Source organism: Dactylosporangium sp. NPDC006015, assembly GCF_040614215.1.
Taxonomy (GTDB): Bacteria; Actinomycetota; Actinomycetes; order Mycobacteriales; family Micromonosporaceae; genus Dactylosporangium; species Dactylosporangium maewongense.
On record NZ_JBEXUD010000053.1, the window covers coordinates 1 to 13365 of the forward strand.

A 13365-nucleotide genomic window follows, 5' to 3' on the forward strand; every position below is an offset into this window, starting at 1 on the left:
GTGTCGCCGGCGAGGCAGTAGACACACGCGTGCGAGCACCCGCGGTAGGGGTTGATCGTCCACTCGAACGGCACACGTGACTGGCCCGGCACCCGACGTCCCCGGCGAGCGCCCGCGCGTCGGCGGCGTGACCGGGTTCCCAGCCGTTGGCGAGGGCCCAGCGGACCATGGCGGGGCCGCTGGCGATGGTCTCGACGCAGCCGGTGGCGCCGCAGGGGCAGGGGGCGCCGGACGGGTCGACGGTGATGTGGCCGATGTGGCCGGCGTTGCCGGTCGTGCCGAGCCACGGGCGGCCGTCGATGACGAGACCGCCGCCGATGCCGGTCGACACCACGATGCCCAGCAGGGAGCCCTGCAGGGAGCCGCCGACGGGGGCGCGCCACCACTCGCCGAGGGCGACGCACTGGGCGTCGCCGGCCATGGTGACCGGGACGTCCGGGAGCCAGGTGGACAGGGTGCCGGTGAGCGGGAAGTCGCGCCAGGCGGGGATGTTGACGGGGCTGACGGTGCCGCGGACCCGGTCGAGGGGGCCGGCGGTGCCGACGCCCACCGCCGCCACCCCGCCGCCCGCCAGGGCCGTGACCAGGTGGCGCAGGACCGACGTGGGGTCCTGGCCGGCGAGCGGCACCTCAAGGCGGTCCTGGATGACGCCGCCGGCGGAGACCACGGCCGCCGCGAACTTCGTGCCGCCGACGTCGACGGCGAGCACGGCGGTCACGGCCGGGCCTCGTTGACGCAGCGCAGCACCGGGTGGCTGAGCAGGTCGGCCGCGGACAGTTCCAGGCCGGTGGTGACGGTGAAGGTCGCGGACTCCCCCGGCAGCAGCGTGACGAGCAGGTCGTCGACCGCCGCGGCCGGGTCGAGCCGGTCGGGGAACAGCGCCAGCTCCCGCAGGACCGTGGTCGCCGTGACCGTCACCTCGTACCCGCCCGGCACCGCGGCGACCGTACCGGTGAACGTCGCGACCGGGTAGTCCACCGCGGGGTCCTCCTCGAAGAACCGGATCGCCCGGGCCGGCCCCGCGGAGGCCACGACCAGCTCCCGCCGCGGGTCACCCGCCGTGGACAGCTCCGGCGGCAGCGGGACCTCGAGGACCGCCCGTGGCGGCACCGTCACCGGCACGGACGACGAGGCGAGCACGGCGCCGGACAGCGAGCGCCGGGACAGCTCCAGCGGGCCCGTCCAGGGTGCCGCGTCGTCGTTGACGAGCGCCAGCGCGGAGCCCTGGAACGTGAGCAGGCGCGGGGCGTAGGCGCGGCGCAGCTCGTACCAGAGCGGCTTGCGCCGGCCGGCGCCGTCGACGGCCGCCCAGGAGGTGACCGGCCAGCAGTCGTTGAGCTGCCAGATGACCGTGCCCATGCAGTACGGCATGAGCGAGCGAAACCGTTGGACCCCGAACGACACGGCGCGGGCCTGGTTGAGCTGCGTCAGGTAGTGCCAGTCGTCGAAGGTCGCCGGCGCGGGCAGGTGCGCGCCCAGGCCGCGCAGCAGCTTCTCGTTGCCGCCCGCGGCCTTCTGGTGGTGGAGCACCCCCGGCGAGTCCGGCGTGAGCGGGTCGTCCGAGACGGCCGCCCGCAGCGTCGCGTACGCCGGCGGCCCCTGGAACCCGAACTCCGCCACGAACCGTGGGGTGTAGTCCGCATACCGCGTGTAGTCGTCGCTGCCCCAGACCGTCCAGATGTGCACGGTGCCGGTGCTCGGGTCCTTCACGTCGCGGTCGGGCGCGCCGGAGTAGGGGCTGCCCGGCCAGTACGGACGGCCCGGGTCCAGCGCGGCGACCACGCCCGGCAGCACCGAGTGGTAGAGCGACGCGCCCCAGGTCAGGTCGCCCAGCGAGGACTGCCAGCCCCAGTGCTGGTAGCCCTCGATGTTCTCGTTGTTGCCGCACCACAGCACGAGGCTCGGGTGCGGCATGAGGCGCTCGACGTTGTCGCGGGCCTCGGCCTCCACCTCGGCGGCGAGGTCGTCGGGGTAGGCGGCGCACGCGAACGGGAAGTCCTGCCAGACGAGCAGGCCGAGCCGGTCGGCGAGGTCGTAGAAGGCGTCGGACTCGTAGACCCCGCCGCCCCACACCCGCAGCAGGTTGGCGCCCGCCCCGACCGCCTGCCCGAACCTCGTTTCGAGGGTCGCGGCGTCGGTACGGGCGGGGAAGCAGTCGTCCGGGATCCAGTTGAACCCGCGGACGAAGACGGGGGTGCCGTTGACGACGATCCGGAAGGCGTCCGGGTCGATGGTGACGGTGCGCAGCCCGACCATCCGGGACCAGGTGTCGTCGGCGGCGGTGACGGTCAGCTCGTAGCGGTGCTGCTCGCCGTAGCCGAGCGGCCACCACGGCCGCGGGTCGGCGACGTCGAGCGAGAGGGTGGCCGTGGTCGCGCCCTCGGGGACCTTGACCTCGACGCCGGTGCCGTCGATGGTCGCGGTGACGGCGACGGCTTCCGCCGTGCGGGCGCGCTCGATCTCGACCGTGACGTCGACGCCGTCGGCGCGGACCTGGGGGCGGACGGCGGCGAGCCGCGCGCCGGACCACGAGTGCAGGCCGACGGGCCGCCAGATGCCGGACGTGACGAGGGTCGGCCCCCAGTCCCAGCCGAAGTTGCAGGCCATCTTGCGGATGAACTGGTACGGCTCGTCGTACGGCCCGGGGCGGGCGCCGAGCCGCGCCTCCTCCGCCTCGGCGTACGCGTACGGGGCGGTGAACGTGACCCGCAGGATGTTGCCGCCCTCGAGCAGGTGGGCCGTGGCGTCGAACCGGTAGCGGCGGTGCATGTTGGCGGTCCGGCCGAGGACGGTGCCGTTGAGCTCGACCTCGGCGACCGTGTCGAGGCCGTCGAAGACCAGGTCGACACGGTCGTGGCCGTCCGGCGCCCACCGGAAGGTGGTGGTGTAGGTCCAGTCCGTCCGGCCGATCCAGCCGAGCCGGTGCTCGTTGTCGTCGACGTACGGGTCGTCGATCAGCCCGGCCCGCAGCAGGTCGGTGTGCACGCAGCCGGGCACGGTGGCGGGGACGCCGGCATGGTCGGGCCCGGACAGCGTCCAGTTGTCGTGCAGCGCGCGGTACATGCTCAACCTCGTCGCGTTAGTGAACCGAGTAAGTGAAGATTGACGGTAACGGCGGTCGTCGCAACCTGTCAACGAGGGGCCGCGAGCGGCTAGCATCGGTGAACCGAGAAAGGCGGTTGCAGGTGAAACGACCGACCATCGCCGACATCGCCCGGGAGGCGGGCGTGTCCAAGGGGGCCGTCTCGTACGCGCTGAACGGCCGGCCGGGCGTGTCCGCGGCCACCCGGGAGCGCATCCTGGCCGTCGCCGAGCGCCTGCAGTTCCACGCCGACAGCAACGCCCGGGCCCTGGCCGGCGCGAAGACCCGGGTCGTCGGCCTGACGCTGCGCCGGCCGCCGAGCACCCTCGGCGTCGAGCCGTTCTTCATGGAGCTGATCAGCGGCCTGGAGCTGGAGCTGTCGCGGCAGTCCTACGCGCTGCTGCTGCAGATGGCGCCGGGGCGCGACGAGGAGCTGGCGTTCTACCGGCGGTGGTTCAGCGAGGGGCGCGTCGACGGCGTGCTGGTCTGCGACGTCAACGTCGGCGACCCGCGGGTGAGCACCCTGCAGGAGCTCGGCCTGCCCGCGGTCGTGATCGGCCCGCCCGGCGTCAGCGGGTCGCTGACCAGCGTGTGGAGCGACGACGAGCAGTCCATGGTGGAGGCGGTGGAGTACCTGGCGGCGCTCGGGCACCGCCGGATCGCCCGGGTCGGCGGCATCCCGCAGCTGGCGCACACCGCGATCCGCACGGCCGCGTTCGCCGGCGTGTGCGCCCGGCTCGGGATCGCCGACGCGGTGACCGTCCCGGCGGACTACACCGGCGAGGCGGCCGCGCGGGCGACCCGCAAGCTGCTCGGCGGGGCGCACCCGCCGACCGCGCTGCTCTACGACAACGACGTGATGGCCGTCGCGGGGCTGACCGCGGCCCGCGAGCTGGGCGTCTCCGTGCCGGCCGAGCTGTCGATCGTGGCATGGGACGACTCGCCGATCTGCCGGCTGCTACACCCGCCGCTGACGGCGCTGACCCGCGACATCGGCGCGTACGGCGAACTGGCCGCCCGCACCCTCCTCGCGGCGATCGCCGGCGAGCCCGTGACCAGCGCACACGGCGCCCCGGCGCACCTGACCCCGCGCGGCAGCACCGCCCCGCCCCGCTGACGCCGCTCAGGTCACGGATCGGTTAAGGGCTCTTCCCATTCGCCTGACAACGGTGTCATCCTGCGTTCGCTCGAACTAAAACGCTTTAGACACCCCTCGAATGGAGCGCCCATGTTCCGCCGAACACTTGCGGTCGCGCTTGCCCTCTCCCTCGCGGCGTGCGGCAGCGGGTCCGACCCGAAGCAGTCCGCCGACGCCGTCTCCCCCACCGACCCCGCCGCCGTCTCCGGCGAGATCACCGTGCTGACCAACCGCACCGACCTCGTCACCGACGGCACCATGCAGAAGTACGCCGACCAGTTCAAGCAGCTGTACCCCAAGGTCACCGTCAAGTTCGAGGGCGTCACCGACTACGAGGGCGAAGTCAAGATCCGGATGAACACCGAGAACTACGGTGACGTCCTGCTGATCCCCAACACCGTCGTCACCGACGACTACCCGAAGTACTTCGCGCCGCTGGGCTCCGCCGCCGACCTGAGCGCGAAGTACAGCTTCACCGACAAGGCCAAGGTCGGCGACAAGGTCTACGGCGTCGCCGGCTTCGCCTACGTCAACGGCTTCGTCTACAACAAGGACGTCTGGGCCCAGGCCGGCGTCACGACGTGGCCGACCACGCCCGCCGAGTTCATCACCGCGCTGCAGGCGATCAGATCGAAGACCGCGGCCACCCCGTACTACACCAACTACCACGACGGGTGGCCGCTGAGCTCCTGGTCGCAGGTCGTCGGCTCGGTCAGCTGCGACCCGAAGGCCAACGACAACCTGGTCAAGGGCGACCCGTGGGCCGCCGGCGCCGACCTCGCCACCGGCGACACGCTGCTGTTCGACATCGTGAAGAACAAGCTCTCCGAGGCCGACCCGACCACCACCAACTGGGAGGACTCGAAGGGGCAGATCGCCACCGGCAAGGTCGCGACGATGTGGCTCGGCTCGTGGGCGATCGCGCAGATGCAGGACGCGGCGAAGAAGGCCGGCAAGGACCCGTCGGTCATCGGCTACATGCCGTTCCCGAAGCAGGTGGACGGCAAGTTCTGCTCCGTCGTCGCGCCCGACTACCAGTACGCGATCAACAGCCACTCGAAGAACAAGGCGGCCGCCCGGGCCTGGTTCGACTGGTTCATCGACAAGTCCGACAGCGCCACCGTCAACCAGGCGATCTCCGCCGTCAAGGGCGCCCCGCTGCCGCCGGCGATGCAGCCGTTCACCGCCGCCGGCGTCAAGTTCATCGAGCTGTCGCAGGCCGAGTCCGCGAAGCTCACCAAGGTCGACAACGCCTCCGAGGTCGGCATCAGCAAGCCCGACTACCGGCAGAAGCTGGTCGACACCGCCCGCGGCGCCGCACCCGGCGACCTGCGCGGGGTCCTCGCCGACCTGTCGAAGCGGTGGACCGAGGCCGCGAAGAACCTCTGACGTCTGTCGTGGCGTCGCCTTCGGGCGGCGCCACCCTTCTGCTGTGTTCGGAGCGCCGTGAGATCCCGACTCCTCCCCTGGCTCTACCTGCTGCCCGCCCTCGCGCTGCTGGTCGTCTTCACGTACATCCCCGTCGCCAGCATGGTCACCTACAGCTTCACCGACTGGGACGGCCTCGACCCCGACCCCGCGTTCGTCGGCGTGGACAACTACGTGCAGCTCTTCACCCGCCCGGAGCTGTTCAGCGTCTTCGTCGTCAGCGTGTACTACCTGCTCGCCGCCTTCGTGCAGACCGCGGTCGCGATGTACTTCGCGTTCATCCTCAGCTTCAAGCTGCGGCTGCGGAACCTGTTCAAGGGGATCCTGTTCTTCCCGTACCTCATCAACGGCGTCGCGGTCTCGTTCGTGTTCCTGTACTTCTTCCGCCCCGGCGGGACCCTCGACGCGGTGCTCGCGCTGTTCGGCGTGCACCACGAGCTGCTCTGGCTCGGCGACCCCGACCTGGTCAACGTGTCGCTGAGCGGGGTGTCCGTGTGGCGCTTCCTGGGGCTGAACTTCGTGCTCTTCCTCGGCGCGATCCAGGCGATCCCGCCGGAGCTGCACGAGGCCGCCGAGCTCGACGGCGCCAACCGCTGGCACGTGTTCCGGCACATCGTCGCGCCCGGCATCAAGCCGATCCTCAGCCTCAGCGTGATCCTGGCCGTGTCCGGGTCGCTGTCGGTGTTCGAGATCCCGTTCGTGATGACCGGCGGCGCGGGCGACAGCAAGACCTTCGTCATCCAGACCGTGAAGCTCGCCTTCCAGTTCAACAAGTTCGGGCTCGCCTCGGCGGCCGCGGTCGTGCTGCTCCTGATCGTGCTGCTGGTCACGTGGGTGCAGCGGCGTCTGGTACCAGAGGAGAGGACCGACCTGACATGACCAAGGCCTTCAAGTATCTCTCGCTCGTCGTCGCCTCCGTCGTCGTGCTGCTGCCGCTCGTGTCGGTGTTCCTCACCTCGCTGAAGACGCCGGAGGAGATGGTGGGCGGCGGCGACCCCCTCGCCCTGCCGCACGACTGGACGAACCTCTCCAACTACGCCACCGCGTTCACCAACGGACGGATGCTGACCGCCTTCGCCAACACCGCGCTCATCCTGGTCGTCTCCGTCGTCGGCACCGTGTTCGTCGGCACCCTCGCCGCCTACGCCATCGACCGCTTCACCTTCCGCTTCAAGAAGGTCGTCGTCGGCGCCTTCCTCGTCGCGACCCTGGTGCCGGGCGTCACCACCCAGGTGACCACCTTCCAGGTCGTGGACGCGCTGGGCGCCTTCGACAGCCGGTGGGCGCCGATCCTGCTGTACCTGGGGACCGACATCGTCGCGATCTACATCTTCGTCCAGTTCATGCGCGGCATCCCCGTGTCGCTGGACGAGGCGGCGCGCCTCGACGGCGCCTCCACCTTCCGCATCTACCGCAGCGTCATCCTGCCGCTGCTGCGCCCCGCGATCGCCACCGTCGTCATCATCAAGGGCATCTTCGTCTACAACGACTTCTACATCCCGTTCCTCTACATGCCGTCGGAAGGCCTCGGGACGATCTCCACGTCGCTGTTCCGCTTCAAGGGCCCGTTCGGGGCACACTGGGAGACCATCTCCGCCGGCGCGATCCTGGTCATCGTGCCGACGCTGCTGCTGTTCCTGTTCCTGCAGCGGTTCATCTACAACGGCTTCACCTCCGGAGCCACGAAATGACGTGTTGTTGGAGAATGGGTTGGTGACGCGACGGCCGACCATCAACGACATCGCCGAGGCCGCGGGGGTCTCGATCGGGGCCGTGTCGTTCGCGCTCAACGACCGTCCCGGCGTGTCCGCCCGCACCCGCGAGCGGATCCTCGCCATCGCCGCCGAGATGGGCTGGCAACCCAGCGCCGCCGCCCGCGGCCTGTCGGTGTCCCGCGCCGAGGCGATCGGCCTGGTCGTCGCCCGCGACGCGGCCACCCTCGGCGTCGAGCCCTTCTACATGAAGTTCATCGCCGGCCTGGAGACCGAGCTGTCGGCGACCGGCACCGCGCTCGTCCTGCAGGTCGTCGCCGACCACGACCGGGCGATCGAGGCCCTGCGCGGCCTGTGGGCGGCCCGCCGTATCGACGCCACCATCCTCACCGACCTGTGGGCCGACGACACCCGGATCGCCGCGCTGTCGTCGATGGGGCTGCCCGCCGTCCTCGTCGGCCACCCGCGCCCCGGCTCCTCGATCCCCGCCGTCTGGAGCGACGACGCCGCCGCGCTCACCGAGGCGCTCGCGTACCTCGCCGCCATCGGCCACCGGCGGATCGCCCGCGTGGCCGGGCTCGCGGCGCTCGAACACACCCGCATCCGCACCCTGGCCTTCCGCGCCGCCGCCACGCGGCACCGCCTGGAAAGCGCCGAGGTCATCGACACCGACTACACCTGGGAGGCCGGCGCCTGGGCCACCGAGCAGCTGCTCACCTCGGCCCGCCCGCCGACCGCCATCACCTACGACAACGACATCATGGCGACCGCGGGCCTGCACGTCGCCCGCAAGCTGGGCCTCGACGTCCCCGGCAACCTGTCCATCATCGCGGGCGACGACTCGCAGCTGTGCGAGATGGCGTACCCGGCGCTGAGCGCCCTGGCCCGCGACGTGCTCGCCTACGGCGCCAACGCCGCCCGCACCCTCCTCGCCCACCTCGACGGCGCCCCCGCCACCGATTTCCAGGACACCACCCCCCGCCTCCTTCTCCGCGACAGCTGCTCGCCTGTTGCTCCGCAATAGCGCTGTCACCCACTGTTTCCCGCCTTCAGCTGCGCTGTAGCTCACCTCCCCACCGCTGCCGCGGCGGGGCCCGCCGGGGGATTCTCACCCCGGACCCCCAATGCTCGCTGCGCTCGCACAGCCAGCGCTCCGCGCGGCCGGATTGCGCGTGCGCGCCGCACTCGGTGGCCGGCCGCCGCGGCCACCTCATGATCCGGAAGACTTTGTGCACCCCTGACTACACAAGGTCTACCGGATCACGGAAAGGGCGCCCGCGCAGCATTGCGAGGGCTGGGCGGCGCGGGCACCTCATGATCCGGAAGACTTCTGGTCGCCAGGGCGACAAAAACTCTTCCGGATCATGAGAAACGACCCCGGGCACCAACCAGCCCGGCAAGCGAGGGCTGCCACTGCCCCATGATCCGGAAGACCTTGTGCACCCCTGGGTACACAAGGTTTACCGGATCATGGGTCGTGAGGGTGGGAGCGGCTAGGATGCTGCGGATGGGGCGGCGGCCGACGATGAGTGACATCGCTCAGCGTGTCGGGGTGTCGAGGGTCGCGGTGTCGTATGCGCTGAACGGGCGGCCCGGGGTGTCCGAGGACCTGCGCAGGCAGATCCAGGACGTGGCGGCGGAGCTCGGGTTCGCGGTGCACCGGCCGGCGGTGGCGATGCACGGGGCGTCGTCCGACGCGGTGGGGCTGACGCTGCGGCGTACGTCGGCGGCGTTCAGCATCGAGGTGTTCCGGCGGCAGCTGATCAGCGGCATCCAGGTGGAGCTGTCGGCGCGCGGGTTCGGGCTGGCCCTGCAGTTCGTGGCGAACGCCGAGGAGGAGATCGCCGTCCACCGCAGGTGGCACGCCGAGCGGCGGGTCGACGGGGTGGTGCTGTGCGACCTGCAGCGCGACGACCCGCGGGTGCCGGCCGTGCTCGCGCTCGACCTGCCGGCGGTGGTGGTCGGCGGCACCGGGGAGATCCCGGGCCTGGCCAACCTGTGGACCGACGAGGCGGCCTCGGCCGGGAAGGTCGTCGGGTACCTCGCGTCGCTCGGGCACCGGCGGGTCACGCGGGTCAGCGGGCCGCCGGACATGTTGCACACGCAGGCGCGTACCGACGCGATCGCGGCGACGACCAGGGGCACCGCCATGACGGTGACGGTGGTCGCCGCGGACTACACGGGCGACGCCGCCGCGCAGGCGACCCGGCGGATCCTCAGCGGCAAGCAGCGGCCGACCGCGATCGTCTACGACAGCGACGTGATGGCGCTTGCCGGGCTCGGCGTCGCGGCGGAGATGGGTGTCCGCGTGCCGCACGAGGTGTCGATGCTCGCGTGGGAGGACTCGCCGCTGTGCGAGGTGGTCCACCCGGCACTGACCGTCCTGCGCCGCAACATCGCCGACTACGGTGCCCGCGCGGCCAGGCTCCTGCTGGAGTGCGTCGACGGGCGGCCGCCGCGCAGCGTCCGGTACACCAACCCCACCCTGGCCGTCCGGGACAGCACCGCCCCCGCCGCCGCCTGAGCGACCGCGGGGACGGTACACCGGCAAAATCACGCCGGCAGGGTCCATCGCTGGTTGGTCTGGCCGTTGCAGGTCCAGATCTGGATCTGGGTGCCGTCGGCGCTGGACTGCCCCGTCGCGTCCAGGCACCGGCCGGTCGCCGGGTTGACCAGGGTCTGCCCCACCCGGCTCCACCGCTGGTGGTCGTTGCCGACGCAGTCCCAGAGCTGGACCTTCGTGCCGTCCGCGTTGGTGCCGCCGGCGACGTCGAGGCACTTGCCGAGGGCCCGGATCGTGCCGTCGGTCCCGACCGTCCACTGCTGCGCGCCGGTGCCGTTGCACGTGTACAGCTGGACCTTGGTGCCGTTGGCGGTGCCGGCCGCGGCCACGTCGAGGCACTTGCCGGCGAGGCCGGTGATCTGGCCGGTCCCCGAGCCGCCCCCGCCGCCGGAGCCGGGCACGGTGAACTCGCCCCGGACCAGGACCCGGCTGTTGAAGTACGTGTTCTGCACGGCCGCGTTGTTGTTGTACGCCGGGTCCGTGAGGTACTCCGCCCACACCATGAAATACGTCCACCGCGGCTGCGCCTGCAGCAGCGCGACGCTCGGCACCTGGCCGACCTCGGCGAGGGCGATCGGCTTGCCGCCGGCGATGTTCAGCATCGCCTGGTAGTCCGAGGTGCTCGGCGCGTACTTCACCCACATGTCGAGCGTCGCCAGGTCCACATAGGACGGGCCCGGCCAGTAGTCGGCGATCGAGCCCATGTTGACGTCCTTGACGTTCCACACCCACACGAGGTTGGTGAGGCCCTGGGCGGCGTAATAGTCGTGCACGATCTGGAAGAGCTTGCGGCTGCCGTTCGCGCCCGGCCGGCCGCCCCACCACGACCAGCCCTCGTTCATCTCGTGGACCGGGCGGAAGAGCACCGGCACGCCGGCGTTCTGCAGCTGCCGCAGGTAGGGCACGGCCTCGTTGAGGCGGTTCTTGAAGGCGGTGTTCAGCGACGTACCGTCGGTGACCAGCTGGCTCCACTGGGTGTCGCTCAGGTGACTGAGCACGCCGGCGCTGTCCCAGCCGCAGGTCGAGCCCACGGTCGGCGGGCACATGTGCCAGGTCAGCGCGACGAGCGAGCCGCCCTGCCACTGCCGGATCGCCTCGCTGACCATCGTCTGGCGGGACGACACGTCGGCGGACTGGAACAGGAAGTCGCCGCCCCACAGGCCCGGCGTCTGGCCGGTGAGCTGCTGGGCGACCCTGGTCCACTTGGTCGGGTCGGCGTTGGGTTCACGGTTGTGCTGGCCGGTGACGGTGTACTGCCCGCTGATCCCGCTCAGGTAGCCGATCAGCGCGCTGCGTGACGACGCGGGGAACGCTTCGGCGGACTGGGGCCGCGGCTGGGCTACCACGGCGACGACGGCGGTCACTGCGGTCGCCAGGGCGGTGGCGACCACGATCCAGGCTCTTCGCACGGGGGCTCCTTGAAGAAGGTTTACTGAACCGAGTAAGTGCAGGCAACGTACGACGACTCCTCGAACGCTGTCAATAGAGGTGAACAAATGAAAGTGACGTCGGACGCCGGAGCCACCTGCCGGTCCGACCGGGGGCCTATGGTGAGACCCGAATGAGCACCGATGGTCGGCTGGAGCGTGGATGCGGCTGCGAACGCTGGAGAAACAGGTCAAGCGGATGCTGGCCGGGCTCGACGTCCCGGACCCGTTCGACCTGCGGGCGTTCTGCGCGTCGGTGGCCGCCGCGCGCGGGCGCGACCTGCACCTGCACCAGCTGCCAGCCGCGGGCGTCGACGGCACCGCGTGCGGGCTGTGGCTGGCGACCGACAAGGCCGACCACGTCTTCTACGCGGCCGGCGCCGGCTGGCTGCACCAGCAGCACATCATCCTGCACGAGATCGGCCACATCCTGTGCGACCACGTCGCGCCCGAGCCGGAGCCCGATGACGTGACCGCGCTGCTGCTGCCCGACCTGGACCCGGCGACCGTCGCCAGGGTGCTGCACCGCTCGTCGTACAGCGCGCCACAGGAACAGGTCGCGGAGATGATCGCCACGATGCTCAACGAGCGGGCCGCCACCACGGCCGCCGCCCGGCCGCCCGCCGACCCCGCCCTGGGCAACCTGTACGACGCCCTCGCCGAGCCGTTCCTGGTCGAGCGCCGTGGCCGGTGACGCCGTCGACTTCGTCGAGATCCTGGTCCTGACCACGTTCTGGGCGTTCACGATCTGGCGGTTCGCGACGCCGCAGACCCCGCGGGGCAAGGCCATCCGGCTCGTCGTGCTGCTGGCGACGGTGTCGTTCACGTTCAACCGGCGGGAGATCTCGTACGCGACCGACACCGTGCTGCACGTGCCGGACATCTCGGTGCCGTTGAAGAACCTCGCGACCGTCGCCGCGTCCGCCGGCATGGTCCACCTCGTCGGGCTGCTGTCCCCGGACCCGGCCCGCTTCGCCAAGCTCCGCCGCGCCGCGTACGTGCTGCTGAGCGTGACGGCCGTGGCGATGACCGTGCTGTTCCTGCTCGCCCCGCGCCGCCCCGAGCGCTACGACTTCGTCTACGAGCAGGCCGGGACGCCGCTGGTAACCGCGTACGCCACGCTGACGCAGCTCGGGCTGACCGTCGGGCTGATCTGCGCGCTGGTCCTCTTCCGCCCCGCCGGCCGGGGTGCCGCGCCGTGGCGGCTGCGGATCGGGATGTGGCTGCTCAGCGCCGGCGCCGTGGTCGGGCTGCTGTTCATGGCGAACCGCGTCATTTACCAGATCAGCCACGCCGCCGGCAGCCGCGCCCTCGACCATCCCGCCGCGCAGAGCGTCTCCCGGATGCTGCTGGCCATGATGCTGCTGTTCTTCGGCACCGGCGCCGCCCTGCCCGCGATGGGCGGCCTGCGGCGCTGGACGTCACGCTACGTGGCCCTGCAGCGACTGCGCCCGCTGTGGCGGGACCTGGCGACCGCCGCGCCCGGTGTCGTGCTCGGCGACCCACCCGGCCGCCTCGGCGAGTTGGTCGCTCTTCGCAGCGTCGAGCTTCGCCTGTACCGCCGGATCATCGAGATCCGTGACGCCCAGTGGCTCCTCACCGGCCGCGCGGGCGACACCGACGCCGACGCCACCGCCCTGCGGGCCGCGGTCCTGCGCTCCCGCGGTTCCATGGATGACTCCGGCGGATCCGTGACGGCCGGTGACGGTGCGGTGGCGCCGGGCTTGCCCCCCGGCAGCGGCCCGGCACCAGCTCAGAGGCCGGCACCTGTGCATGCTCCGGTGCACACCGCAGGGCAGGCCCCCGGCCCGCCGAACGCCTCCCAGTCGGCCGGCGGGCCCGATGTCGACGCCGAAGTCCGGGCGCTGCTCGGCCTCTCGCGGCGGTACCGCGTCGCGGCCGCGCAGGGCGTCGTGGCCACCCCCGTTGCCTTCGCCGGCCACGATCCGTCCCACCCGGAAGGATGACGTCAACTTCAGTTTATGGGGCGACATCGTCCATAAATCTGAGCTTAT

Annotated in this window: 10 protein-coding genes and 1 pseudogene; 8 read left to right on the forward strand and 3 right to left on the reverse strand. The window is 71.3% G+C overall.

From position 1 onward, the window contains the following. Nucleotides 1–187: 187 nt before the first annotated feature. Nucleotides 188–718 (reverse strand): annotated as a pseudogene (locus ABZ321_RS49500) (ROK family protein); the annotation flags it as partial. Further along, entirely contained in the window at nt 715–3063 is a 2349-nt protein-coding gene (locus ABZ321_RS49505; RefSeq protein WP_354903386.1) for a glycoside hydrolase family 2 protein, read from the reverse strand. The pseudogene ABZ321_RS49500 and the gene ABZ321_RS49505, both read right to left, overlap by 4 nt. A gap of 122 nt (nt 3064–3185) precedes the next feature. Here ABZ321_RS49505 and ABZ321_RS49510 point away from each other — a divergent pair, with 122 nt between their 5' ends. The 6 genes from ABZ321_RS49510 to ABZ321_RS49535 all read left to right on the forward strand — a co-directional run bounded on the left by ABZ321_RS49510 (nt 3186) and on the right by ABZ321_RS49535 (nt 9884). After that, entirely contained in the window at nt 3186–4199 is a 1014-nt protein-coding gene (locus ABZ321_RS49510) for a LacI family DNA-binding transcriptional regulator (protein ID WP_354903388.1), read from the forward strand. Between the two features lie 111 nt (nt 4200–4310). Continuing rightward, the gene (locus ABZ321_RS49515) at nt 4311–5609 is read left to right on the forward strand and encodes an extracellular solute-binding protein (RefSeq protein ID WP_354903390.1); all 1299 of its coding nucleotides are present in this window, start codon (nt 4311–4313) and stop codon (nt 5607–5609) included. A gap of 57 nt (nt 5610–5666) precedes the next feature. Beyond that, entirely contained in the window at nt 5667–6527 is an 861-nt protein-coding gene (locus tag ABZ321_RS49520) for a sugar ABC transporter permease (protein ID WP_344504577.1), read from the forward strand. Next, nucleotides 6524–7339, forward strand: coding sequence for a carbohydrate ABC transporter permease (locus ABZ321_RS49525; protein WP_344504576.1), 816 nt, complete (start codon nt 6524–6526; stop codon nt 7337–7339). Before ABZ321_RS49520 ends, ABZ321_RS49525 begins: the two co-directional genes overlap by 4 nt. 22 nt (nt 7340–7361) lie before the next feature. Continuing rightward, a complete protein-coding gene (locus tag ABZ321_RS49530) occupies nt 7362–8384 on the forward strand; it encodes a LacI family DNA-binding transcriptional regulator (RefSeq protein WP_344504575.1) in 1023 nt (340 codons plus the stop codon). 501 nt (nt 8385–8885) lie between these two features. Continuing rightward, on the forward strand, nt 8886–9884 hold the full coding sequence (locus ABZ321_RS49535; protein WP_354903392.1) for a LacI family DNA-binding transcriptional regulator: 999 nt from the start codon (nt 8886–8888) through the stop codon (nt 9882–9884). A gap of 29 nt (nt 9885–9913) precedes the next feature. Here ABZ321_RS49535 and ABZ321_RS49540 read toward each other — a convergent pair whose 3' ends face one another. Then, a complete protein-coding gene (locus tag ABZ321_RS49540; protein ID WP_354903393.1) occupies nt 9914–11332 on the reverse strand; it encodes a lectin in 1419 nt (472 codons plus the stop codon). Between the two features lie 181 nt (nt 11333–11513). Here ABZ321_RS49540 and ABZ321_RS49545 point away from each other — a divergent pair, with 181 nt between their 5' ends. Together ABZ321_RS49545 and ABZ321_RS49550 are read left to right on the forward strand one after the other, a co-directional pair. Continuing rightward, nucleotides 11514–12044, forward strand: coding sequence for a hypothetical protein (locus ABZ321_RS49545; protein WP_344504572.1), 531 nt, complete (start codon nt 11514–11516; stop codon nt 12042–12044). After that, nucleotides 12034–13317: an MAB_1171c family putative transporter gene (locus ABZ321_RS49550; RefSeq protein WP_354903394.1), complete on the forward strand. Its 1284-nt coding sequence runs from the start codon at nt 12034–12036 to the stop codon at nt 13315–13317. The genes ABZ321_RS49545 and ABZ321_RS49550 overlap by 11 nt, the downstream gene beginning before the upstream one ends. The last annotated feature ends 48 nt before the right edge of the window (nt 13318–13365 follow it).

Coding starts and splice junctions, on each gene's coding strand:
- ABZ321_RS49505 (WP_354903386.1), bottom strand. CDS start 3,063: ATGTACCGCGCGCTGCACGACAACTGGACGCTGTCCGGGCCCGACCAT.
- ABZ321_RS49515 (WP_354903390.1), top strand. CDS start 4,311: ATGTTCCGCCGAACACTTGCGGTCGCGCTTGCCCTCTCCCTCGCGGCG.
- ABZ321_RS49525 (WP_344504576.1), top strand. CDS start 6,524: ATGACCAAGGCCTTCAAGTATCTCTCGCTCGTCGTCGCCTCCGTCGTC.
- ABZ321_RS49535 (WP_354903392.1), top strand. CDS start 8,886: ATGAGTGACATCGCTCAGCGTGTCGGGGTGTCGAGGGTCGCGGTGTCG.
- ABZ321_RS49545 (WP_344504572.1), top strand. CDS start 11,514: ATGCGGCTGCGAACGCTGGAGAAACAGGTCAAGCGGATGCTGGCCGGG.